At 69.1% G+C, this 24443-nt stretch carries 22 protein-coding genes; all 22 read left to right on the top strand.

From position 1 onward, the window contains the following. Nucleotides 1-52: 52 nt before the first annotated feature. The 22 genes from ACRC20_RS02260 (at nt 53) to ACRC20_RS02155 (ending at nt 24136) form a co-directional block, all read left to right on the top strand. On the top strand, nt 53-526 hold the full coding sequence (locus ACRC20_RS02260; RefSeq protein WP_438684711.1) for an FHA domain-containing protein FhaB/FipA: 474 nt from the start codon (nt 53-55) through the stop codon (nt 524-526). Further along, entirely contained in the window at nt 523-2031 is a 1509-nt protein-coding gene (locus ACRC20_RS02255; protein WP_438684710.1) for a PP2C family protein-serine/threonine phosphatase, read from the top strand. The genes ACRC20_RS02260 and ACRC20_RS02255 overlap by 4 nt, the downstream gene beginning before the upstream one ends. After that, nucleotides 2028-3671: an FtsW/RodA/SpoVE family cell cycle protein gene (locus ACRC20_RS02250; RefSeq protein ID WP_438684709.1), complete on the top strand. Its 1644-nt coding sequence runs from the start codon at nt 2028-2030 to the stop codon at nt 3669-3671. Before ACRC20_RS02255 ends, ACRC20_RS02250 begins: the two co-directional genes overlap by 4 nt. Continuing rightward, on the top strand, nt 3668-5188 hold the full coding sequence (locus ACRC20_RS02245; protein ID WP_438684708.1) for a penicillin-binding transpeptidase domain-containing protein: 1521 nt from the start codon (nt 3668-3670) through the stop codon (nt 5186-5188). The genes ACRC20_RS02250 and ACRC20_RS02245 overlap by 4 nt, the downstream gene beginning before the upstream one ends. 43 nt (nt 5189-5231) lie before the next feature. Beyond that, nucleotides 5232-7130 (top strand): Stk1 family PASTA domain-containing Ser/Thr kinase, encoded by a 1899-nt coding sequence (pknB, locus tag ACRC20_RS02240; protein ID WP_438684707.1) that lies wholly within the window; start codon nt 5232-5234, stop codon nt 7128-7130. Nucleotides 7131-7201: 71 nt separating this feature from the next. Next, complete coding sequence (locus ACRC20_RS02235; protein WP_438684706.1) at nt 7202-10054, top strand: Na+/H+ antiporter subunit A; 2853 nt, start codon at nt 7202-7204, stop codon at nt 10052-10054. Next, nucleotides 10051-10482, top strand: coding sequence for a Na(+)/H(+) antiporter subunit C (locus ACRC20_RS02230; protein WP_438684705.1), 432 nt, complete (start codon nt 10051-10053; stop codon nt 10480-10482). Before ACRC20_RS02235 ends, ACRC20_RS02230 begins: the two co-directional genes overlap by 4 nt. Beyond that, a complete protein-coding gene (locus ACRC20_RS02225) occupies nt 10479-12050 on the top strand; it encodes a Na+/H+ antiporter subunit D (protein ID WP_438684704.1) in 1572 nt (523 codons plus the stop codon). Before ACRC20_RS02230 ends, ACRC20_RS02225 begins: the two co-directional genes overlap by 4 nt. Beyond that, nucleotides 12047-12616 (top strand): Na+/H+ antiporter subunit E, encoded by a 570-nt coding sequence (locus ACRC20_RS02220; RefSeq protein ID WP_438684703.1) that lies wholly within the window; start codon nt 12047-12049, stop codon nt 12614-12616. The genes ACRC20_RS02225 and ACRC20_RS02220 overlap by 4 nt, the downstream gene beginning before the upstream one ends. Further along, nucleotides 12616-12888, top strand: coding sequence for a monovalent cation/H+ antiporter complex subunit F (locus ACRC20_RS02215; RefSeq protein ID WP_438684702.1), 273 nt, complete (start codon nt 12616-12618; stop codon nt 12886-12888). Before ACRC20_RS02220 ends, ACRC20_RS02215 begins: the two co-directional genes overlap by 1 nt. Next, nucleotides 12888-13076, top strand: a complete 189-nt coding sequence (locus ACRC20_RS02210) for a hypothetical protein (RefSeq protein ID WP_438684701.1) — start codon at nt 12888-12890, stop codon at nt 13074-13076. Before ACRC20_RS02215 ends, ACRC20_RS02210 begins: the two co-directional genes overlap by 1 nt. Further along, nucleotides 13076-13387: a monovalent cation/H(+) antiporter subunit G gene (gene mnhG / locus ACRC20_RS02205; RefSeq protein WP_438684700.1), complete on the top strand. Its 312-nt coding sequence runs from the start codon at nt 13076-13078 to the stop codon at nt 13385-13387. Before ACRC20_RS02210 ends, mnhG begins: the two co-directional genes overlap by 1 nt. 89 nt (nt 13388-13476) lie before the next feature. Then, nucleotides 13477-15234, top strand: coding sequence for an ABC transporter ATP-binding protein (locus ACRC20_RS02200; protein WP_438684699.1), 1758 nt, complete (start codon nt 13477-13479; stop codon nt 15232-15234). Nucleotides 15235-15355: 121 nt separating this feature from the next. Then, entirely contained in the window at nt 15356-17170 is a 1815-nt protein-coding gene (locus ACRC20_RS02195; protein WP_438684734.1) for an ABC transporter ATP-binding protein, read from the top strand. 53 nt (nt 17171-17223) lie between these two features. Further along, entirely contained in the window at nt 17224-17709 is a 486-nt protein-coding gene (locus tag ACRC20_RS02190) for a tat pathway signal sequence (RefSeq protein ID WP_438684698.1), read from the top strand. Between the two features lie 77 nt (nt 17710-17786). After that, nucleotides 17787-18359 (top strand): PadR family transcriptional regulator, encoded by a 573-nt coding sequence (locus ACRC20_RS02185; protein ID WP_438684697.1) that lies wholly within the window; start codon nt 17787-17789, stop codon nt 18357-18359. After that, entirely contained in the window at nt 18343-20409 is a 2067-nt protein-coding gene (locus ACRC20_RS02180) for an FAD-dependent oxidoreductase (protein WP_438684696.1), read from the top strand. The genes ACRC20_RS02185 and ACRC20_RS02180 overlap by 17 nt, the downstream gene beginning before the upstream one ends. A 62-nt stretch (nt 20410-20471) precedes the next feature. Next, nucleotides 20472-21266 (top strand): SDR family NAD(P)-dependent oxidoreductase, encoded by a 795-nt coding sequence (locus tag ACRC20_RS02175; RefSeq protein WP_438684695.1) that lies wholly within the window; start codon nt 20472-20474, stop codon nt 21264-21266. Between the two features lie 49 nt (nt 21267-21315). Beyond that, on the top strand, nt 21316-22107 hold the full coding sequence (locus tag ACRC20_RS02170; protein WP_438684694.1) for an SDR family NAD(P)-dependent oxidoreductase: 792 nt from the start codon (nt 21316-21318) through the stop codon (nt 22105-22107). 64 nt (nt 22108-22171) lie between these two features. Beyond that, nucleotides 22172-22957 (top strand): SDR family NAD(P)-dependent oxidoreductase, encoded by a 786-nt coding sequence (locus ACRC20_RS02165; protein WP_438684693.1) that lies wholly within the window; start codon nt 22172-22174, stop codon nt 22955-22957. A gap of 2 nt (nt 22958-22959) precedes the next feature. Then, nucleotides 22960-23577 carry an oligoribonuclease gene (gene orn, locus ACRC20_RS02160; RefSeq protein WP_438684692.1) on the top strand — a complete coding sequence of 206 codons (618 nt, stop codon included), beginning with the start codon at nt 22960-22962 and terminating at the stop codon, nt 23575-23577. A gap of 10 nt (nt 23578-23587) precedes the next feature. Next, on the top strand, nt 23588-24136 hold the full coding sequence (locus ACRC20_RS02155) for a GNAT family N-acetyltransferase (protein ID WP_438684691.1): 549 nt from the start codon (nt 23588-23590) through the stop codon (nt 24134-24136). The last annotated feature ends 307 nt before the right edge of the window (nt 24137-24443 follow it).

Raw genomic sequence — 24443 nt, 5'->3', positions numbered from 1 at the left:
GTCCCAGGCCTCGCACGATGCAAGCGTTCAAAGAAATTGAGGGGAGGTCGACATGCAGCAACAGGCACTGATCTGGCAGGCTGGCCGCGCCGCCTTCTTAGCGCTTTTGTGGCTCTTCGTCTTCGCCGTGGTCCGCGTGATCCGATCGGACATCACGAGCGCGTCGGGGTCGCGCATGCCCGCGCAGAGCAAGGGGCAGAGCTCCGGATTCTTCGCCAATTTCGGCCGGGGACGGCAGGCGAAGTACCTCGTGGTCACCCGGGGGGCGCTCAAGAACACGAGGATCGCGCTCGGCGACGCGCCCGTGCTCATCGGCAGGGCAGACGACTCGACGCTCGTGGTGACCGACGAATACGCGTCCTCTCGCCATGCCAGGCTCTTGAAACGCGGGGAAGACTGGTTCGTCGAGGACCTCGGGTCCACGAACGGCACCTATCTCGACCGGGTCAAAGTGACCGCAGCGGTGCGGGTGCCGCTCGGCTCCCCCATCCAGGTCGGCAAAACAGTAGTCGAGCTGCGCGCATGAGCCTGGTACTCAGATACGCGGCCCGGAGCGACCGGGGACTCGTCCGGGGCAACAACGAGGACGCGGCGTACGCGGGCGCGCGCCTGTTGACGCTCGCGGACGGCATGGGCGGGCACGAGGCGGGCGAAGTCGCCTCCGCGCTGGTGATCAGCGCCATGATCCCGCTGGACGACGAGGAGCCGGGCGGAGAGATCCTCTCCAAGCTTGAGAACGCCGTCCGCTCCGGCAACATCGCCATCGCCGAGCACGTGTCCGAGCACCCCGAGCGGGACGGCATGGGGACGACGCTCACCGCCCTTCTGTTCACCGGGACCTCGATGGGGCTCGCGCACGTCGGCGACTCCCGCGCCTACCTGCTGCGCGACGAGCATCTCACGCAGATCACCCGTGACGACACCTACGTGCAGAGCCTGATCGACGAAGGGCGCATCACCGCCGAGGAAGCGCATTCGCACCCGCAGCGCTCGCTCATCCTCAAGGCGCTCACCGGGCACGAGGTGCAGCCAACCTTCAACGTGCGAGAGGCGCTGGCCGGAGACCGGTACCTGCTCTGCTCGGACGGGCTCTCCGACGTCGTGAGCGCGGCGACCATCGAGACCGTCCTCGGCGAAGGGGACATCGACGCGGCGGCGGACAAGCTCGTGGACCTCGCGCTGCGCAGCGGCGGCCCGGACAACGTCACCGTCGTGGTCGCCGAAGTGGCCGACTCCGGGTTCGCGCAGACGCAGCCGATCATCGCGGGCGCGGCGCTGGGCGAGGACCAGCAGCACGCGCCGCCGCCGGACAGCGCGGCAGGGCGCGCCGCCGCCCTCGGCCAGCAGCAGCGCGCACCGGTGAAGGTCTCGGCGGCCGAAGAGGGCGCGGGCTCCCCCGCCCGTCGCCGCCGCCCTTGGCGTTGGATCGCGGTCCTCGCCGTGGCCCTCGTGGCCCTCGTCGCGGCCGCATACGGCGGACGAGCCTTGCTGCGCTCCAACTACTACACCGGCTCTGAGAACGGCTACGTCGTCGTGTACCGCGGCGTCTCCGGGTCGTTGTTCGGCGTGCGCCTGCAGTCCGTGGACACGCGAGTGTGCTTCCGCGAGCCCAGCGCGCCCGGCGGGAAGTCCAAGCCGGAGTTCCTCCGCGCGGACGAGGCCCGCCAAGGCTGCGTCCCGCTCAAGCTCTCCGACCTTGAGGCAGCCACCCGTTCCAGCGTGTCCAACCTGCCCTCCGGCGGTCGGGACGACATTCGCGACCAGGTCCGGCTGCTGCTCGAGCATCTGCTCCCGAACTGCGCCGACCACGTGACGGCTCCCCCGCCCGCCGTCGCTCCGAGCGCGCCGCCGCAGGCGGAGCCGAGCACCGGGCTCTCCGCCCCGCCGTCGGCCCCCGGCGAGCCTCCCGCGCCTCCCGCGTCGGAAAGCCCGTTCCCGTCCATCGAGCCGAGCATGGAGCTCCCCGCACCGCCGTCGGAGGTGCTGCGCGCCTGGAAGCCTGGAGTCGACTGCCGGGAGCGGCACGGATGAGCATGTCGGGGACTGCTGTCCGGCCGGAAGCGGTTGAGAGCAAAAACGCGGCTCAGAGAAAAAACGCGGCCCCGCCCGCCACGGGCAGCCACGCCGCGCCGCGCAGCCGCCGGAACATCGAGCTCCTGCTCATCGTGGTCGCCGTGGTCGTGGTGCTCGCGGCGCTGGCGCTGGTCGACATGAACCTGCACCGGCCCGTCCTCGGCGACCTCGTGCGGATCGCGCTGGTCTACGGCGTGATGATGGGCGGGGCGCATCTCGTGATCCGGTTCTTCGCGCCGTACGCCGACCCGCTGCTCTTCCCGGTGGTGGCCCTGCTCAACGGCATCGGCTTGATCCTCATCTTCCGGATCGGCGTCGAGGTGCGCGACCCCGGGAGCGAGGCGGTGCGCCAATCCATCCTCAGCTTCGACACCAATCCCCAGCTGGCCTGGACCTTCGTGTCCGTCGTGGCGTTCAGCCTTGTCCTTGTCTTCTTGAAGGACTACCGGGTGCTCTCCAGGTACGGCTACACCCTCGGGGCCCTCGGCGTGCTGTTCCTCGCCATCCCGATCTTCACGGCGCCCGTCAACGGCTCGAACGTGTGGATCCACCTCGGCTTCCTCACGATCCAGCCGGGCGAGTTCGCCAAAATCGCCCTCATCGTCTGCTCCGCCTCGCTGCTGGTTGCCAAGCGCGAGCTCTTCGTGACGGCGGGCAAGCGCGTCTTGGGCATGGACCTGCCGAGGATGCGCGACCTCGGGCCGCTGCTCTTGGCATGGGGCCTGGCGATCGCCACCTTGTTCCTGCAGAACGACCTCGGCATGGGGCTGCTCATCTTCCTCACCGCCCTGATCATGCTGTACATCGCCACCGAGCGGCTCGGCTGGCTGCTCATCGGGCTCTTGATGCTCGTGGCCGCGGGAGCCTTCGCGTTCACGAGCATCCCGCACGTCGAAACCCGCGCCCAGGCCTGGTGGGACCCGCTGGCCGACTGCGACAACAAGGGCTACCAGCTCTGCGAGGCGTTGTTCGGCCTCGCCGTCGGCGGGCTCGGCGGCACCGGCCTCGGCGCGGGCTCTCCGGCCCGGATCCCCGAGGCGCACAACGACTTCATCCTCGCCGCCGCTGGCGAGGAGCTCGGGCTCATCGGGCTGGCCGCCATCGTCCTGCTGTACTACTTGCTCGTCGACCGGGGCGTCCGGGTCGCGCTCACCGTCCGGGACAGCTTCGGCAAGCTCCTGGCCGCAGGCCTCGCGATCACCGTCGCGCTCCAGGTCTTCATCATCGCGGGCGGCGTCACCGACCTCATCCCGTTGACCGGCCTCACCACCCCGTTCATGTCGTCCGGCGGCTCCTCGCTGCTCTCGAACTACATCCTCCTCGCGCTCCTGCTCAAGATCTCCCACGAGGCCCGCAAGCCCGGCTCGCTGCCGGTCGCGGCCCCGGCGAGCGGCAAGGCCAAGACGACCAAGCACTCGGCGGCGAAGGCCTCGGCCCCGCAGCCCGCGCCCGACCAGGACGTGACGACCGCACACTTGCCGAAAGTGCCCGCAGAGCATGAAAGCTCCGGGGAGACAAGCGACCAAGGAACAAGCGACCAAAGAACAAGCGACCAAAGAACAAGCGACCAAAAAATAAGCGGGGAGCAGGCGCGATGAACACCTCGCTGCGCAGGGTCGGGCTCGTCTTGGCCTGGCTCTTCCCCCTGATCCTGATCGCCAATATGACCTTTGTGCAGGCCTGGTGGTCGGTCAGCTTGCGGAAGAACCCGCAGAACCGCCGCGCCCTCTACCACGAGTACTCCGAGCCGCGCGGCAAGATCACTGCGGGCGGGACGCTGCTCGCCTACTCCGACCCGAGCGACGACCGGTTCCTCTACCTGCGCAAGTACAACGACCCGATGGCATACGCGCCGATCACCGGGTACTACTCGATGATGCGCGGCAAGACCGGCCTCGAGCTGAAGGAGAACGCCGTCCTCGACGGCACGGACGACCGGCTCTTCTCGCAGCGGCTCCTGGACTTCCTCGCCAGCCACGGACAGCGCGGCGGCATGGTGAACACCACCATCGACGCGAAGCTGCAGGAAGTGGCGTACCAGCAGCTCTCCGCAGGCTGCCCCGGCGGCTGCGTCGGGGCGGTGGTGGCCCTCGACCCGAGGAACGGCGCGGTCCTCGCGATGGCCTCCGCTCCGAGCTACGACCCCAACCAGCTCTCCAGCCACAACCTCGACGACACGAGCAAGTACTACGACACGTTGTCCCACGACCCGAACCGCCCGCTGGTCAACCGGGCCATCGAGGAGGCGTACCCGCCCGGCTCCACGTTCAAAGTGGTGACCACGGCAGCCGCCCTGTCCTACGGGATCTCCCCGGACATCCGGCTCACGGCGGCGGGGTCCATCCCGCTGCCCGGCACCGCGACCGCGACGATCCCCAACTACGGCGGGGAGACGTGCCCCGACTCGGTTGGCGGCGAAGTCACGCTGCGCCAGGCCTTCGCGTATTCGTGCAACACCGCGTTCGTGCAGCTCATGACGCAAAAGGTGCCGAACGCGGAAGCGGTGCTGCGCGGGATGGCGACCCAGTTGCAGCTCACCGACAAACAGGCCGTCCCCATGTCCGTGGTCCCGTCGCAGCTGGTCAGCCCGGACGAGCCGAACCTGCTGCAGAAAGACGCGGCAGCGCTCGGTCAGTCGGTGATCGGGCAACGCGATGTGCGGCTGACTCCGCTGATGAACGCCGAGATCACCGCCTGCGTCGCCAACGGCGGCTTCCTCGCCCGGCCGTTCGTGGTGCAGCAGGAGTTCGGGCCGGACCTCAAACCGCTCGGCGACGACCAGACCAAGCGCTCGGTGCTCGTCCCTGCGATGCGCCCGCAGATCGCGAAGACGCTCACCGACCTGATGGTCGAGGCGGAGCGCCGCGCAGGCGGCAAGGGGAAGGACCCGAAGCTCGAAATCGCCTCGAAGACCGGCACAGCGGACAACCCGAACAACAAGAGCCCGTACAGCTGGTACGTCGCGTTCGCGCCTGCCAGCCACCCGGTGATCGCCCTTGCCGTGCTCGTCGAGGGCTCGGACGCGCTCGGCGCGGGCGCGACCGGGGCAAGCGTCGCGGGGCCGATCGGGCGGGCAGTCATCGCACAGGCGTTGGCGGACGGGGGGCAACGATGACCAGGGAAACGACGAGCAGGGTGACGGCGAGCAGGGCGCGGCAATGACCACTCCGAAGCATCTCGGCGGCCGGTACACCCTCGGCGAGGCGATCGGCTACGGCGGCATGTCCGAAGTCCACATCGCGCGGGACGAGCGGCTCGGCCGCGAGGTCGCGATCAAACTGCTCCGCCCGGACCTCGCCCGCGATCCGCGTTTCTACCTGCGGTTCCGACGCGAGGCGCAGAACGCCGCCTCGCTCAACCACCCGATGATCGTCTCTGTCTTCGACACCGGCGAGTCGGCCTCCGACCAGGGCCCGATGCCGTACATCGTGATGGAGTACGTCGACGGGCAGACGCTGCGCGAGGCCCTCCAGGACGGCCCGCTCACCACCGAGCAGGTCCTCGCGTGGATCTCGGACGTCGCCGCGGCCCTGGACTTCAGCCACCACAACGGCATCGTGCACCGCGACGTCAAGCCGGGCAACATCATGATCAACAAGCTCGGCCAGGTGAAGGTGATGGACTTCGGCATCGCCCGGGCCATCTCCGACGCGACGATCACGGCGACCCAGACCGCGACCGTGATCGGGACCGCGCAGTACCTCTCGCCCGAGCAGGCCAGGGGCGAGACCGTCGACCCGCGCTCGGACGTGTACTCCTTGGGCTGCGTGCTCTACGAGCTCTTGGCCGGTTCGCCGCCGTTCACCGGGGACACCCCCCTCGCCATCGCCTACCAGCACGTGCGGGAAGACCCCAAGCCGCCGTCCTCGATCAAGAAGTCCCTCTCCCCGGACATCGACGCCGTCGTGCTCAAGGCCATGAGCAAGAACCCGGCGAACCGCTACCAGTCCGCGGCGGAGCTGCGCGACGACCTGCTCAAGCTGAGGGCGGGCGAGCGGCCGAACGCGCCCCGGGTCATGTCCGAGGCGGAACGGCACTCGCTGCTCTCCACCGGGGAGATCACCGGGCCGACGCACAAGCCGCTGCGCGAGCACGGGCGGCTGGTCGCCGAGCCGCGCCCGAGGCCGAAAGGGGTCTACGTCGCGCTCGCCGTCGCCGTCGTGGTGGCGATGGTGTCCGCGTACTTCGCGCTCCACCGGGCGATGCCGCTGCAGCCTGGGTACATCATGCTCCCCAACGTCGCGGGCATGAACGAGCAGCAGGCCACCGACTCGCTCCGCAAGGCGGGGGTGACGCACCTGAAGATCGAGCACCCGGAGAACCCCCAGACGAAATCGGGCACGGCCATCGGCACCTCGCCGCAAGGCGGGAGCGCGATCAACAAGAACGCCGAGGTCACCCTCAGTGTCTCCACCGGGCCAGGCCAAGCGGTCATTCCCGACCTCGCGGGCAAGACGCTCGGCGAGGCGACGTCGATCCTCTCGGACGCCGGGCTGAGCGCGGCCGACCAGGCGCAGACCGAGTTCTCCAACGACGTCGACAAAGACCATGTGATCCGCACATCGCCCGACGCGGGGAAGAAGGTGGCGAAGGGCAGCAAGGTCCAGCTGATCGTCTCCAAGGGGCCGGACACGACCCAGGTGCCCAATGTCGTCGGCTCGCAGCAGGACGCGGCGGCCAAGGCGCTCACCGACGCCGGGCTCGCCCCGCCGCAGACCCAGGATCAGAGCTCGACCGAGCCGTACGGCAAGGTGCTGAGCCAGAGCCCGCAGCCGGGGTCCGACGCGAAGCGCGGCTCCGCCGTCACGCTGACCATCTCGAAGGGCGACCAGTTCGTCATGCCCGATCTCGGCGGCATGAGCGAGCAGGAAGCCCGCAGCGCGTTGCGCAGGGTGGGATTCGCGGGGCAGTTCAGCACGACGAGCACCCAGGGCAACGGGCTCTTCCCCGATCCGAACAAGCCGCCGGGGCAGATTTTCCACCAGGAACCGGCCCCTGGGACCGCTTTCCCGAAGCTCGGCACCGTGACTGTCGACATGTACCACGCCGGGCTGTGACCGCCTTCGGAGAGGACCTGGGCCCGCTTTTCGGGTTGCGGTTCCATCGATTATCGTGTATTATCGAATAGGTGTTCGATGTCTTGCTCGCGCATGGGGTAGCCGCGCTCTTGGCCCCTGTGCTTGTCGCGCGCTGGGGCAGGCAGGCCTTCCTCGGGCTCGCGCTCGTGCCCGCCGCGAGCCTGGCATGGGTGCTCGCCGCGACCGGCTGCGGGCAGACGCAGCTGCGCGAGCACTACACCTGGATCCCACAGGCGGCGCTGGACGTGGACCTGCTGCTCGACCCGCTCGGGGTGCTCATGTGCCTGCCCGTCCTTGGCGTCGGCGCGGTCGTCCTCGTCTACTGCTCGCGGTACTTCGCCCCGGACGAGCCCAAGCTCGGCGCGCTCGCGGGCCAGCTCACCGCGTTCGCGGGCGTCATGTTCGGCCTCATCGTCAGCGACAACATGCTGATGCTCTTCACGTTCTGGGAGATCACGAGCGTCCTCTCGTACTTGCTCGTCGGGCACCAGGGGCATAAGCTCGTCGCCCGCCGGGCCGCGCTGCGCGCGCTCAACATCACCACCCTCGGCGGCCTCGCCATGCTCGTCGGGATCATCATCCTCGGCGAGCAGGCGAACAGCTACCTCGTCTCCGACGTGGTCCGCCACCCGGTGGGCGGCGTGCTCGGCCAAGTCGCGATCGCGCTCGTGCTCACCGGGGCGTTCACCAAATCCGCCCTCATCCCCTGGCATTTGTGGCTCCCCGGCGCCATGGCGGCCCCGACCCCGGTGAGCGCGTACCTGCACGCCGCCGCGATGGTCAAGGCGGGCGTCTACCTGGTGTGCAGGTTCGCCCCCGGCTACGCCCACCTCGCCGTGTGGCATTGGATGGTCCTCCCGTTCGGGCTCGCGACGGCCTTCCTCGGCGGATGGCGGGCGCTGCGCGCCTGGGACGCGAAACTCGTGCTCGCGTTCTCCACGATCAGCCAGCTCGGGCTCATGACCACGTTCGTCGGCGGGGAGAGCGAGGAGTCCCGCGTCGCGGGCCTCGTGATGCTGCTCGCCCATTCGCTCTTCAAAGCTGCCCTCTTCATGACCGTCGGCGGCGTCGACCGGACCGCGGGCACCCGGCACCTGCCCAAGCTCTCGCATATGGGCAGGCGGGCGGCTCCGCTCGTGCTCGCGGGCGTGCTCGGCGGGGCTTCGATGGCGGCGCTCCCGCCGTTTTTGGGCTTCGCGGGCAAAGACGCGGCGTTCAGCGCCGTGCTCGCCGAACGGGCGCCGCTGACGAGCCTCGTCGTGCTCGTCCTGCTCGAAGTCGGAGCCGCCGCGCTCACCACCGGCTACAGCCTCCGGCTCAGCTGGGGGCTCTACGCGCACCGCAAGGGCGCGGAGCCCGCGCTGCGGCCAGCCGTCGCGCTGTGGGCGCCGCCCGTCCTCCTCGGCCTGCTCGGGATCGTCGCGACGTTCTCGCTGCCCGCATGGTCGCCGCTCCTCGACGCGGCTGCTGGCGGACGGGGTTTCCGAGCCGAGCCCGCCGGGCCTGCCCCATTCGCCCACCTCGGCGCGGGAGCCGCCCTCGTCGCGGTCGCCGTCGCGATCGGCTGCGCGTTGTTCGCCGCCAACCCCGGGCTGCCGAAGTCGCGCCGCCGCCTCGGCAACGCGGACGAGGTCTACGACGAGTTCATGCGCCTGCTCTCCGCGTTCGCCCTGCGGGTGACGGCGTTCGTGCAGCGCGGTTCGCTGCCGATCGCCCAGGCCACGACGCTCACCGTGCTCACCGTCTTCCCGCTCGCCGTGCTCTTCCTCGGGTCCCGGAGCACGATCGCGTGGCACGCGTACGACTCGCCGTTCCAACCCGTCATCGCGGTCGTCATGGTCATCGGCGCGGTCGCCGCCGTGGTCCTCACCCACCGGATCGGCGCGGTGCTCGCCTCCGGGATCACCGGATACGGCTGCGGCGTGCTGTTCGCCCTGCACGGAGCCCCCGACCTCGCCCTCACCCAGTTCCTCGTCGAAACGCTCACCTTGGTCGTCTTCACGCTGGTGCTCCGCAAATTCGACGCCCACACCAACGAGCCGATCCCGGTCCTCTCGCACGTCGCCCGCACCGTGTTCTCCCTCGGAGTCGGGACCGGGCTGGCCGTGCTCGCCATGTTCGCCATCAGCGCGCGGCCGGGGAACGCGCCCATCCTCGCGGACTCGCTCGCGCGGGCGGGCCTCGAGCGGGCGCACGGCAAGAACACCGTGAACGTGATCATCGTGGACATCCGGGCCTGGGACACCTTCGGCGAGATCTCCGTGCTGCTCGTGGCGGCCACCGGCGTGGCCTCGCTGGTGTTCGTGAACCGCCGCTACGGGACGGTCCCCCGCCTCGCGGCGGACGCGACCAGCGGCAGCGACCAGGTCAGCTGGTTGCGTTCGAGCGAGTTCACCGACCCGAGGCAGCGCTCGATGATCCTGGAGATCGCGACGCGGATGGTCTTCCCGACCATCATGGCCCTGTCGGTGTACTTCTTCTTCAGCGGGCACAACGCCCCCGGCGGCGGCTTCGCGGGCGGGTTGGTCGCCGGGCTCGCCCTGGTCCTGCGGTATCTGGCGGGCGGGCGCTACGAGCTCGGCGAGACGCTGCCCGTGGAAGCCGGGAAGATCCTCGGCGCGGGCCTCGCGCTCACCGCCGCCACCGCCGCCGGGTCCGTCTTCGTCGGCCTGCCCGCGCTCTCCAGCGCCAGCCTCGCCGTCGACCTCCCCGTCCTCGGAACGCTCCGGCTGAACACCGCGAGCCTTTTCGACCTCGGCGTGTACCTGATCGTCGTCGGCATGGTCCTCGACATCCTGCGCAGCCTCGGGGCCCGGCTGGACGAAGGAGACCCCGTCGGCGCGCCGAGCAAGGCCGGGGCCGAGGCCCACCCTTCGGCGCTCGCGGAGCGGACTCCCGCATGAGCGCGAACCTGACGCTCGTCGTCCTCATCGGCCTGCTCGGAGCCACCGGGGTGAACCTGCTCCTGCGCCGCACCCTCACCAAGATGCTGATCGGCACCATCCTGCTCGGCAACGCGGTGAACCTGCTCATCCTCGCCGCTGGCGGCCCGTCGGGGGCGCCGCCCATCGTCGGAGCCGCCGAGGAGGGCCGGGCCGCCGATCCCCTTGCGCAGGCGATGATCCTGACCGCCATCGTCATCTCCCTCGGCGTGGCCGCTTTCGTCCTCGCGCTCGCCTACCGCTCGTACCGGTTGCAGACCGACGAGGACGTGGACGACGACGCCGAGGACGAGATCGTCGCCCTTCGCGCGGAGATCGAGGACTCCGAGCCCGACGACCAGCCCGCCAGGGTGGACGTCGGCGACACGGAAGGACAGCTGCGGACATGAGCGACTTCCTCTCCCAGGCGCTCGTCCCCGCCCCGATGATCATCCCGATGACCGGGGCGGCGGGCACGCTCATTCTGGGGCGCAGGCCCCGCCTCGCGTTGTTGACCTCGTTCGGAGCGCTCGCCGTCACCCTCGTGGCCAGCGTCTGGCTGCTCGTCCTCGTCGACACGCGGGGCGCCCAGCGCCTCTTCCTCGGCGGATGGGGCGCCTCGGAGTCCTCGCCGGGTCCGCTCGGCGTGGAGCTGAGCGTCGACCGGCTCTCCGCGCTCATGCTCGTGGTCTCGGCCAGCGTGCTGCTCGCGGTGCTGGTGTACGCGGTGAGCCAGGGCATCCGCGACGGCGACGGGAACGAGCCGGTGTCGATCTTCCTGCCGACCTATCTGGCGTTGACGGCGGGGGTGTGCGACGCGTTCTTGGCGCACGACCTCTTCAACCTCTTCGTCGGGTTCGAAGTGCTGCTCGCGTCCAGCTACGTGCTGATGACCATCGGCGGCGGGGGCGCCCGGATCCGGGCCGGGATCTCTTACGTCATGGTCTCGATCCTCTCCTCCTCGGTCTTCCTCATCGGCATCGCGCTGGTCTACGCCACGACCGGGTCGCTGAACTTCGACCAGATCGCCGCCGCGATGACGAACATCCCCGGCGGAGTCCGCTCGTCGGTCTTCGCCGTGCTGCTGGTCGCCTTCGGCGTGAAGTCCGCCATCTTCCCCCTCTCCGCCTGGCTCCCCGACTCCTACCCCACCGCCCCCGCGCCGGTGACCGCCGTCTTCGCAGGCCTGCTGACCAAGGTGGGCGTGTACGCCATCATCCGGGCGCACACGTTGCTCTTCTCCGGGTCCGGACTGGACTCGGCGCTGCTCGTGGCGGCGCTCGGCACCATGCTCATCGGCATCCTCGGCGCGCTCGCCCAGTCCGACGTGAAACGGCTCCTCTCCTTCACCTTGGTGAGCCATATCGGGTATCTCGTGTTCGGGATCGCGCTGTCCACCCCGGAAGGCCTGACGGGGACGGTGTACTACGTTGCGCACCACATCCTGGTGCAGACCACGCTCTTCCTCGTCGTCGGGCTCATCGAGCGCCAGGCCGGAGCCTCGTCGCTGCGCCGCCTCGGCGGCCTCGCCGCCGCGAGCCCCATGCTTGCCGTGCTGTTCCTGATCCCCGCGCTCAACCTCGCAGGGATACCGCCGTTCTCCGGCTTCATCGGCAAAGTCGTCCTGACCCAGGCGGCGATCGCCCACGGCGGGCTCCTCGCCTGGCTCCTCGTCGCGGGCGGCATGGTCACCAGCCTGCTCACCCTCTACGCGATCATGCGGGTGTGGAACCTCGCGTTCTGGCGCTCGCGCGACGACGCGCCGGAGGGCGAGCTCGCCAACGCGGCGCCGCCCACGATGACAAGCGAATTGGTCGACATCGCGTACGCGGACCGGGCAGATGTTGGCCGCATGCCCGCGGGCATGGTCGGCGCGACCATCGCCCTGGTGGTGCTCGGGCTGGGGCTGGCGTTCGCCGCAGGGCCGATCCTCGGCGTCGCGCAACGCGCCGCCGCAGAGGCGGGGGACGCGCCATGAGCCGGATCAAAGGCGGCGAACAGCTCCACGAGCTGGTGATCCGCAGCGGGTCGGTCGTCTGGCTCACCGCCGTGTGGACGCTGCTCTGGGGCGAGGCGACACCGCTCATCGTCGGGTCGGGCGTCCTCGTGGCGGTCGCCGTGATCGTCTTCCTGCCGCTGCCCCGGGTGCCTGTCGGCACTCGGATCCGGATCGGCCCGCTGATCGTGCTGTGCCTGATCATCGCGAGGGACCTGGTGATCTCCAGCGCGCAAGTCGCGTGGTACGCCGTGCGGCCCGCGCCCGTGCCCGCCAGGGGAATCCACTGGGTGAAGCTGCGCATGAGCTCCGACCTGGTGCTCACGCTCGCGATCCTCGCGCTCAACCTCATCCCCGGCACGGTGGTGCTGTCGATCGACCGGGTGCACCGCAGGGTGCAAGTCCATCTCATCCCGTCCCGGAACGAGGCCGATGTGAAGAAGTTCGAGGAGAAGACCGCTGTGCTGGAACGATGGTTCAGCCTCGCGTTCGAGCAGGGCAAGAAGCCGATCCCGACTGCCGCTGCCCGCAAGCGGGAGGCAGGGTGATGCACTGGATCTGGCTCGCCGCCTCGGTCCTGCTCTGCGGGGCCGCACTGCTCACCGCGTGGAAAGTCGCCGTCGGCCCTCGGACGCTCGACCGCCTGGTCTCCGTGGACGCCCTGGTCGCGGTGCTGATGTGCGGGTTGAACGCTTGGGCGGCCTACAGCTTGGACTCGACCGTCGTCTACGGGACGACCGCGCTCTCGCTGCTCGGCTTCATCGGCTCCCTCAGCGTCGTGCGGTTCCGCGTGAAAGACAAGCGGAGGCGGCCGAACTGATGGACCTCGCCGCCGCACTGCTCGTCCTCCTGGGCTCCCTCCTCGCCTTCACCGCCGCGCCCGGCGTGGTCCCCGCTTCCAGACAACACCGTCCGGACACGTTGACCCGGACGCGCTCCGCGGCCAAGCCGCAGACCCTCGGGCTCTCCCTGACCCGCGGGAAAGACAAGCGGAGGCGGCCGAACTGATGGACCTCGCCGCCGCACTGCTCGTCCTCTTGGGCTCCCTCCTCGCCTTCACCGCCGCGCTCGGCGTGGTCCGGTTCCCTGACACGTTGACCCGGATGCACTCCGCGGCCAAGCCGCAGACCCTCGGGCTCGTCCTGACCTGCGTCGGAGCCGCGCTCCGGCTCCGCCACAACCTCGATGTGGGGATGCTCGTGCTCATCGCCCTCTTCGCGCTGCTCACCTCCCCCGTCCTCGCGCACTTGATCGGCAGGCTCGCCTACAAGGAGCTGCAAGAGGACCAGGCGGCGCTCAAGAACCAGCAACAGCCGTGATCGGCCCCCGCTGAAAACGGCGCGGTCCCACAGCGCCGCCCGACAAAACGGGTCGAAAACTGTCAGCCCCATGCGCTATGAATGAAGGCATGACGGAAACCAGCCCTGGCGGCAACGCTCTCCTACGCCTATGGCCGGATGTGCGTCCGTACGCGGGCCGGATCGGCCTTGCCTTGGGGTTGATCCTCTCGTCGGTGGTCACCAGCATCGCCATCCCGCTCGTCGTCAAACATGTGGTGGACGGGCCGATCGCTCGCGGCGACGCCCATGGCCTCCTGTGGCCGGTCGTCATCGTGTCGATTCTTGGCCTGGTGGACTCGGGAGCCATCTGGGGCAGACGGCGGGTCGGAGCCCGCCCGTCCGCCGAGCTCGAGACCGGCATGCGGGCCAAGGTCTTCGCCCACGCGCAGCGCCTCGCCATCGGCGAGCACGCCCACTGGGACTCCGGCCAGCTGCTCTCCCGTGGCGTGGAGGATCTCCGGCAGTTGCGCCGTTTCGTGGCGTTCTTCGGCCCGTTCTTCGTGGTGAACACCGTCGCGATCGTCGCAGTGACCGTCACGTTGCTCGTCCTGTGCTGGCCGCTCGGCCTCGTCCTCATCGTCTGCGAGACGCCGATGCTCGTGACCACGAGCAAGATCGAGCGCGCCTGGAACCAAGTCTCAAGGCAGGTCCAAGACCTCGTCGGCGACATCACCACCACGGTCGAGGAGTCGGTGCTCGGCGTCCGCGTGCTCAAGGCGTTCGGCGCGGGCGACGACTCGATCGCCCAGTACAGCGCCCAAGCCGACACATTGCGCGCGCTGCAGCTGCGCGAGACCCGGCTGAAGGCTTCGCTGTGGATGGTCAGCGGCGCGACCCCCGTGCTCGCGGTCGCCGCGATGCTCCTGGCGAGCGGCTGGGGCGTCCCGGAAGGGCAATGGACGCTCGGCACCCTCGTCGCGGCCATCTCGCTGGTCATGTATCTGAACTGGCCGCTCACCTCGATCGCACTCTTGCTCGGCGACCTGTTCAACACGATGAACGCCGCCGACCGGCATTGGGAGCTCATGGACCGGCCGATCTCGGTGGCGGATCCGGACGATCCCCGTGAGCTGGCGCGGCCCGTCCGGGGCGAGCTGGTCTTCGAGAACGTCGGCTTCGCCCATCCGGACTCGAAATCCCCCGTGCTCACGGACGTGTCGCTGCGCGTCGAGCCGGGCGAGATCGTGGCGCTGGTCGGCCCGACCGGCTCGGGGAAGACCACCCTCGCGAACCTCGTGCCCCGCCTCCTCGACGCCACCTCGGGGCGGATCACGCTGGACGGGGTCGACATCCGCGAGCTGCGTCTCGCAGATCTGCGCGCGCAGATCGCCGTGGCCTTCGAGGAGCCCGTGCTCTTCTCAGCGAGCGTCCGGGAGAACGTCGCGCTCGGCCAGCCCGAGGCGACGGACGAGGAGATCGCCAACGCGCTGGACGTGGCCGCCGCTTCCGATTTCGTCGCGAGGCTCCCGTGGGGAACCCGCACCCGCATCGGCGAGCAGGGCCTGAGCCTCTCCGGGGGCCAGCGCCAACGTCTCGCGTTGGCCCGCGCGGTCCTCGGCCAGCCGAAGGTGCTCGTGCTCGACGACCCGCTCTCCGCGCTCGACGTGGACACCGAGGCGCTGGTCCAGGCCAGGCTCAGGGCCGCGTTGTCCACTGCGGCGACCCTGCTTGTCGCGCACCGCCCGTCCACAGCCGCACTCGCGGACCGGGTGGCGCTCATCTGGGACGGCAGGATCGAAGCCGTCGGCTCCCACGAGGACCTGCTCGCCGCCTCCGCGCGCTATCGCCACGTCATGGGCGCGGCCTTGGAGCCGAGCCATGTCTGAGGAGGACGAGAAGAACGTCGTCCTGCCAGGCCAGCGGGATGAGATGCAAGGCAGCAGGAGCCGACACGTGCTGGGGAGGGAGGAGGGCACGCGAGGCTCCGATAACGCAGCAGATCGCCCGCTGGACGAGCAGGACTGGCGGGGAGTCGCGAACGAGGAGGCAGAGCCCGACAAGAAGGGCAACCTGGTCCTTGCCAGGCGCTCGCGGGCGCTGCTGCTCGACCTGGCGCGTCCGCATCTGCGGAAATTGTGGTTCTTCCTCGGCATTGTGCTGGCCGACAACGCGTGCTTCGTGCTGACGCCGCTCCTCGTCGCGTACGGGCTGGACTCAGGGATCAGCAGGGCAGGCCGGGGCGACTGGTCGGCGCTCGGGCTCGCAGGGCTGGCGCTCCTGCTCATGATGCTCTTCGGCGCGTGGCTCAACTACGCCTCCAACACGAGATCGGCCATCCTCGCCCAGGCCATGCTGTTCGAGCTGCGCACCACGGTGTTCGCCCATGCGCAGCGCCTTTCCGTCGCCTTCCACGAGCGCTACACCTCCGGCAAAGTGATCGCAAGGCTCGGCAACGACATGGACACGCTCATGGAGTTCCTGAGCGGATCGATCGTCGAGTCCATGAACGCCACGTTGTCGCTGATCAGCATGACCGCCATCATGTTCTGGCTCGACGCGCCGCTCGCGATCGTCGGCGCGCTCGGCTTTATCCCGATGGTCCTCATGACCCGACGTTCCGCGAGGCTCCAGCGGATCTCCCAGCGGCGCGCGCGACGGGCCATCGCCAGGGTGATCACCCACTATGTGGACACGATGAGCGGAGTCCGCGCCGTCCAGACGTACCGAAGGGAGCGCCGCAACGAGGACATCCTCGCGGCGGAGAGCGCCGAGTACCAGGCGACTACAGTCGAGGCCACGCTGAACATGGCGGATTACATCGGTTTCTCCCGCTTGGTCGACAACCTCTCGACCGTTGCCGTGCTGCTGGTCGGCGGCTGGCGGGTGATCCACGGCGACACGCAGGTCGGCGTGCTCGCCGCATTCCTGATGTATCTGCGGAACTTCTACGAGCCGCTTGAGACCCTGGCCCAGGTCTTCAACATGTACCAGTCGGCCGCCTCCGCGCTGGAAAAGATCTCCGGCGTGCTCGAAGAGCGCCCCGCCGTGCCAGAGCCGGAGCATCCGGTCGTCCCGGCCAAGAACGAGGGCGAGATCGTCTTCGACCGGGTGGCGTTCTCCTATGCCCCGGACGGGCCGCCGGTGCTCCCCGAATGCTCGCTCGCCATCGCCCCCGGACAGGTGGTCGCCATGGTCGGGCAGACCGGGGCGGGGAAATCGACGATCGCCAAACTCGTCGCGCGGTTCTACGACCCGACTTCGGGCTCGGTCCGGCTCGACGGCGTCGACCTGCGGGAAATAGCGGACGCAGAACTGCGCGCGCGGGTCGTCATGGTGACCCAGGAGCCGTATTTGTTCTCCGGAACAATCTTCGAGAACATCCGGCTCGGAAAAACGGACGCGACCCTCGCCGAGGCCGTGGCGGCCGCGCAAGCGGTCGGGGCGCACGAGTTCATCGCCGCGCTGCCCGACGGGTACGACACCGCCGTGCAAAAGCGCGGCGACCGGCTCTCCGCCGGAGAGCGCCAGCTTGTCGCCTTCGCCAGGGTCTTCCTGGCGGCCCCGAAAGTCATCGTGCTGGACGAGGCCACCGCGAGCCTCGACATCCCGAGCGAGCGAGTGGTGCAGCGAGCATTGGGCGCGCTGCTCGCGGGCCGGACCGCGATCATCGTGGCGCACCGGCTCTCCACGGTCGAAATCGCCGACCGCGTGCTCGTGGTCGGCGAGGGAAGGATCCTCGAAGACGGCCCGCCCGCCGACCTGGTCGAAGGAAACGGGCGCTTCGCCGAGCTGCATAGCGCCTGGCGGCTCTCGCTGGCCTGAGTCCATCAAGCTGCCGCTCCTGGGAATGCCGAACTGAGCCGTATTATGGCTTTATGCGCCCCACGTCCCAAACTCACGCCCTGCCTCCCTGGTGGATGGGGGCGCTCGGCGCGCTCGGGCTCGGAGCCTACGTCGCCGTCGCGGACCTCCCGCTCACCAAGCGCGAGCGCTTCCTCGCCCGTGCCGCGCTCGTCGCGGGCTCGGCAGCGGGCGCGGCCACCCTGGCCCCGGAGATGCTCCTGTTGACCCCGGACCAAGTGTCCCGCATGCCGCTTTCACGGCAAGCAGGCGCGGCAGTCGCGTTCGCCGCGTCCCTGTGCACCAGCCCCGTGCTCGGCGACCGGTTGGTCGACGGGTGCGCCGCCGTGCTCTCGGCGCGGGGAACGAGCTGGCCGAGGGCCCGGCTCGGCGCGCTCGTGACCATGGCGGCCTTGCTCGGGGAGTTCTTGCAGCGTTTCCCGCCGCCGCCGACCCCGAAGACTCCGCCGCCGAAGCGGCGGCTCGTCCGACCAAGCTCCGAAACGATTATGCGCAACTAGCACAGCACAATCTTGTACAGCAACCCGTTGCACTGCAACGAGTTGCATAGCTCGCCGAATCGCATTATTCTAGGGACGTGGCACTGGAACACGCCCTCCTCGTCTCGCTGGCCGAACAGCCCAGCTCGGGATACGAGCTGGCCAGGCGGTTCGACAAGTCCATCTCCTTCTTCTGGAGCGCCACCCACCAGCAGATCTACCGCACCCTCAAGCGCATCACCGAGGCCGAATGGGCCACCTTCGAAGTGGTCGCCCAAGACGGCAAGCCGGACAAGAAGATCTACTCGATCTCCGACCTCGGCCGGGCCGAGCTCGCGAAATGGCTCGCCGAGCCGAGCCCCGCGCCGACGCTGCGCTGGGAGATCCCGGTCAAGCTGCGCGGCCTGCACCACGGCGAGCCCGACGCGATGCTCAAAGACCTGAAGACGCAGCGCGAAGAAGCGCAGCGGACCCTGCAGCATTACCAAGACAGCGCCGTCCGGCATTTCCCCCAGGGCAAGCTCGCGGGGGCACAACTGCACCAGCGCCTCGTCCTCGAAGGCGGCATCCGCCAGACCGAAGGCCTCATCGACTGGCTCGACGAGACCATCACAGCCCTCAGCACCGACAACCAACCCGAAGAAGGAGAGACCAGTGGCCACCAGCGCTGACCGTTCCGCCAATCCGTACCCGAAACTCCTTTCCGAGCTCGACCTCGGCTTCACCACGCTGCGCAACCGCGTGGTGATGGGCTCCATGCACGCGGGCCTGGAAGACATGCCGTGGGATCTGCCCAAGATGGCCGCGTACTTCGGCGAGCGCGCCAAGGGCGGGGTCGGGCTCATCGTCACCGGCGGCTTCTCGCCGAACGTCCTCGGCTGGCTCAAGCCCCTCGCCGGGCAGATGTCCCGCGAGTGGCACGCGCGGCTGCACCGCAAGGTCACCGACGCCGTGCACACCCACGACGGGAAGATCCTGCTCCAGCTGATCCACGCGGGCCGGTACGCCTACCACCCGCTCGCCGTCTCGCCGTCCGGCGGCAAGGCCCCGATCTACCCGTTCCCGTCCCAGAAGATGCCGGGCTGGCTGGTCCGCCGCACGATCGACCAGTTCGCCCGCTCCGCGAAGCTCGCCCAGCTCGCCGGGTACGACGGCGTGGAGATCATGGGCAGCGAGGGCTACTTCATCAACCAGACCCTCGCCCCGTACACGAACAAGCGCACCGACGAGTGGGGCGGGACTCCGGAGAAGCGCCGCCGCATCGCCAACGCGATCGTCCGCAAAGTCCGCGAGGCCGTCGGCCCGAACTTCATCGTCCAGTACCGTATCTCGCTCGCGGACTTCGTGGACGACGGGCAGACCTGGGAAGAGATCGTGGCCCTGGCCAAGGAGATCCAGGACTCCGGCGCGACCCTGCTCAACACCGGCATCGGCTGGCACGAGTCCCGCGTCCCGACCATCGTGACCTCCGTGCCGTCGAACGCCTTCGTCGAGTACAGCAACGCCATCGCCCAGCAGGTCAGCATCCCGGTCGTCGCGTCCAACCGGATCAACATGCCGCAGGCCGCCGAGCAGATCCTGACCGAGACCTCGGTGCAGCTGGTCTCCATGGCCCGGCCGCTCCTCGCCGACCCGGACTGGGTGAACAAGGCCGCCGCCGACCAGGCCGACCTGATCAACACGTGTATCGCCTGCAACCAGGCCTGCCTCGACCACTCCTTCGTCGGCAAGAAGGCCTCCTGCCTGCTCAACCCCCGCGCAGGCCGCGAGACCACCCTCCAGCTCCTGCCGACCCGCAAGGCCAAGCGCGTCGCGGTGGTCGGCGGCGGCCCCGCGGGCCTCGCGACCGCCGTCTCCCTCGCCGAGCGCGGGCACGCGGTGACGCTCTACGAGGGCGACTCGCAGATCGGCGGCCAGTTCCTCATGGCGAGCAAGATCCCCGGCAAGGAGGAGTTCCAGCACACCCTTCGCTACTACACGGCGAAGCTGGAGCACCACAAGGTGGACGTGCGGCTCGGCTCCCGGGTCACCGCCGACCAGCTGGCCGCCGAGGGCTTCGACGACGTCGTGGTCGCCACCGGCGTCGCGCCGCGCAGGCCCAACATCCCCGGCATCGACCACCCGATGGTCCTCTCCTACCCCGAGGTGGTCAAGGAGGGCAAGCCGGTCGGCAAGCGCGTGGCGGTCATCGGCGCGGGCGGCATCGGCTTCGACGTGAGCGAGTTCCTCACCACCGACGAGTCCCCGACCCTGCACATCAAGGAGTGGCGCCAGGAATGGGGCGTGTCCGACCCGATCGACCCCGAGCACGGCGGCCCGCGCGGCGGCCTGACCAAGCCGAAGCCCGCGCCCTCGCCGCGCGAGGTGTTCCTGCTCGCCCGCACCGCGGGCTCGCAGGGCAAGGGCCTCGGCAAGACCACCGGATGGGTCCACCGGGCCTCGATCAAGATGAAGCGGGTCAAACAGCTCTCCGGCGTGAACTACGAGCGCATTGACGACCAGGGGCTGCACATCAGCTTCGGCGAGGCCAAGGAGAAGCCCCAGGTCCTCGAGGTCGACAATGTCGTGATCTGCGCGGGCCAAGAGTCCCAGCGCGGGCTGTACGACGAGTTGGTCGCCAAGGGCGTGCGGGCGCACGTCGTCGGCGGGGCGCTGCTCGCGGGCGAGCTCGACGCGAAGCGCGCGATCCGGCAGGGCACGGAGCTGGCCGCAAAGCTGTGACGCCCTCCCTCGGGACGGAATATACTATTTGATATAGTAAATTCCGTCCCGAGGAGGCCGTTATGCCCATACCCAACCCCGACCCAAGCAGGCCCGCCGTCGTCACCGGCGCTTCCGGCGGCATCGGCAAGGCCATCGCCTTCGAGCTCGCCAAGCTCGGCCACCCGGTGCTGCTCGTCGCCAGACGGGCGGACCAGCTCGACGAGATCGCGGGCCAGATCCGCTCCCGCCACAATGTCGACGCGCGAACCTTCCCCGTCGACCTCGCCGACCGCGACGCGCGGCAAAAGCTCATAGACCACCTCGCGGACGTCGACGTGTCCATCCTCGTCGCCAACGCGGGCGTCGCCACCCTCGGACGCTGGGAGGACGAGCTCGACTACGCGAAAGAACGCGCCGAGGTCGAGCTCAACGTCATCGCCGCGTACGAGACGACGCTCGCCGTGCTGCCCAAGATGCTCGCCCGCCGCAGCGGCGGGATCATCCTCACCGGCTCGCTCGCGGGCAACGGGCCGGGACCGAGGAACACGACGTACGCGGCGACCAAGGCCTTCGTCAACACGTTCAGCGAGTCTCTGCACTTCGACGTCAAACCGCAAGGGGTCAACGTCACCCTGCTCGCCCCCGGCCCGGTGCGCACCGAGATCTTCGCCGAACTCCCGCATGCCGCGAAGGCGATCCCGAACTTTGTCTGGGGCGAAGCCGAGCACACCGCGAGGGCCACCGTCGCGGGGCTGGCCAAGAACAAACTCCGGGTCGTCCCCGCATTCCCGCACAAGGTCGCGGGCGCGCTCTCGGCCCTCGTCCCGAGGCGCCTGTACGGCTGGTCCCTGGACAAGGCGTACGGGGCGCTCTGATCGCGCAAGGATAGACTCGCACCATCCCTCGAAAGCCCAAGGAGGCCCCATGCCACTCCCCCAGCCCGCCGCCGGAAAGCCCGCCGTCATCACCGGGGCCTCCCAAGGCATCGGCAAAGCCATCGCCCACGAGCTCGCCGCCCTCGGCTACCCCGTCCTGCTCGTCGCCCGCCAGGGCGACCTGCTCGAGGCGCTCGCCGAGGAGATCCGCGCGAAGCACCGGGTCGACGCGGACGGCCGCGTCGTCGACCTGATCGACCCGACTGCGCGGGGCGCGTTCCTCGAAGAGCTGGCCGCACTAGACGTGTCCGTCCTGGTCGCCAACGCGGGCTTCGCCACGCAAGGCCTCTGGCACAAGGGGCTCGACTACGCGAAAGAGCGCGCCGAGGTCGAGCTCAACGTCATCGCCGCGTACGAGACGACGCTGGCGGTGCTGCCGAAGATGCTCCAACGCCGCAGCGGCGGGATCGTCCTCACCGGCTCGAACGCGGGCAACAACGTGTTCCCCACGGCCAGCACCTACGCCGCGTCGAAGGCGTTCGTGAACACCTTCGCGGAAAGCCTGCACTTCGACGTCAAACCGCAAGGGGTCAACGTGACGCTGCTCGCGCCCGGATTCGTCGAGACCGCGCTCAAAGACGACTTGCAGGCGGGCGTGTTCTCCTCCTCGCTGGTCACCGCCACCCCTGAGCACACCGCGAAAGTCACCGTCGAGAGCCTGGCGAAGAACAAACTCCGCGCCGTCCCCATCCTCGCGCACAAGCTGCAAACCCTCTCCGCCCTGTACACGCCGCGCAGGTTGTACGGGTTGACGATCCTGTCCCTGTTCGGCAGGAAGTGATCGGGCGGGGGCATCGGGAGCGCGCGGCCTAGAATGATGCGCAGTTGATCTTCTAAGGAGCGTCATGCCACTTCCCCCGCCCACGCCAGGGCAGCCCGCCGTGATCACCGGGGCCTCCCAAGGCATCGGCAAAGCCATCGCCTTCGAGCTCGCCGCCCTCGGCTACCCGGTGCTCCTCGTCGCCCGCCGAGGCGACGTGCTCACCGAGGTGGCCGCCGAGATCCACCGCAAGCACGGCGTCGAGGCGACGACGTGGCCGGTGGACCTCACCAACCGCGACGACCGGCAGAAGCTCGTCGAACACCTGGCGGACTTGGACGTGCCGATCCTGGTGAGCAACGCGGGATTCGTCACCGCCGGTCTCTGGCACGGCAGGCTCGACCCCGCGCAGGAGCGCGCCGAGGTGGAGCTCAACGTCGTCGCCTCCTACGACCTCGTCCTCGCCGCGCTGCCCAAGATGCTCGAACGCCGCAGCGGCGGGATCATCGTCACCGGCTCGATCGCGGGCAACGCGCCGGTGCCGATCACCACGACCTACTCCGCGACCAAGGCGTTCCTCAACACATTCGCGGAGGGGCTGCACTTCGACGTGCAGAACCGAGGCGTGCACGTGACCTTGCTCGCCCCTGGCATCGTGCGGACCGAGCTCGTCTCGGGCCCGCTGGCGAAGTCCCCCGCGTTCCTGTGGGCCAGCGCGGAGCAGACCGCCAAGGCCACCGTCGAAGGCCTCAGGCGCAACAAGCTGCGCGTGGCGCCCATCGCTGCGCATAAAATCCAATCCGTGCTTGCGAACTACCTGCCGAGGCCGCTCTACGCGAAGGCCATGTACCGCTTCTACGGGGGACGGTGACCATGGGAGACACGAAAGACCGGCTGTTGTGGATCGACTGCGAGATGACCGGGCTGCGCCCCGGCTTCGACCAGCTCATCGAAATCGCCGCCCTCGTCACCGACGGCGAGCTGAACATCATCGACGAGGGGATCGACCTGGTGATCCACGCGTCGGAGGACAAGCTCGCCCAGATGGACGAGTACGTGACGAACATGCACGCGAGCTCCGGGCTCACCGAGGCGGTGCGCGCCTCGACGCTCTCCCTCGAGGAAGCCGGGGCGCAGGTGCTCGCCTACGTCAAAGAGCGCTTCCCCGCGCCCCGCACCGCCATCTTGGCCGGGAACTCCATCGCCACCGACCGTTCCTTCCTCGTCAAAGACATGCCAGAGCTCGACGCCTGGCTGCACTACCGCATGGTCGACGTGAGCACGATCAAAGAGCTGTCGCGGCGCTGGTACCCGAGGATTTATTTCAACCAGCCTGAAAAAGGGCTCGCCCATCGGGCGCTCGCGGACATCGTCGAGTCGGTCCAGGAGCTGCGGTATTACCGAGCCACGGCGTTCGTCGCGCAGCCGGGGCCCACGGGCGAGGAGATCGAGGCCGCCGTCAAAGAGCTCACGGCGGACCAAACGGCCTAAACTGTCGGCCATGTCGACATCGGGACGATTCGTGGTGCGCCAGGTGCCGTGGGAGCATCCGGACGCGGCCGAGCTGCGCGCGGCGATGGCGACAGAGGTCGGCCCCCGGTACGCCCATCGGCGGGGCCAGCTGCCGCCGGAGGCGAGCGGGCACAACGACGTCGACCCCGAGACCGTGCACGCCACCATCGTGGTCTATTCCAGCGACGACTCGGCCGTCGGAACTGCGCTCGCCAGCGAAGCCGTGCCCGTCGGGCATGCGGCGCTGCGCTGGAACGACGGGGAATTAGAGCTGAAGCGGATGTTCGTGGCGGCGCAGAGCCGGGGGACCGGCGTGGCCCAGGCGCTGCTGCGCGCCTCGGAGGAGGCGGCGCTCGCGGCGGGCTCCGCGCGGCTCATCCTGCAGACCGGCGACCTGCAGCCGGACGCGGTGCGGCTGTACGTGAAAGAGGGCTACCACCGGATCCCCCGCTTCCCGCCCTACACGCACGAGCTCCTCGCGTACTCGAACTGCTTCGCCAAGAACTTGCTTCCCGACGCGGAGCCTGGCGTGGATTGACCCTTGGCTTTATCGAGGTTTGGCGTATACTTCCGGTGTAGGACCGGAAGGCCCGGTGTGCTAGCACCGAACCTCCCGGCTGCAGTGTCGCTATTACTGCTTGTGGTTCGCCAGCCATAATATGGCCAGCTCTCTCAGCAGCGAGAGAATCACTGCGGAGAGGGCGAGGGTGTGGTTGAAGGTTTCCACCCTTGCTCCTCCTTCCTTATTCAGGGCCATGGAGAGAGACCCACAGCGCCCGCCCGACGATCTTCCCCGTCGGTCGCATTCAAAAGTAAGCCATGGCTCCGACAGCCACCGTCACGTT

The sequence above is a fragment of the Segniliparus sp. genome, from assembly GCF_051660745.1.
In the GTDB taxonomy this organism is placed as follows: domain Bacteria; phylum Actinomycetota; class Actinomycetes; order Mycobacteriales; family Mycobacteriaceae; genus Segniliparus.
The sequence above is the reverse complement of the archived record's forward strand: the minus strand, read 5'-3'. Positions and strand labels throughout refer to the sequence as shown.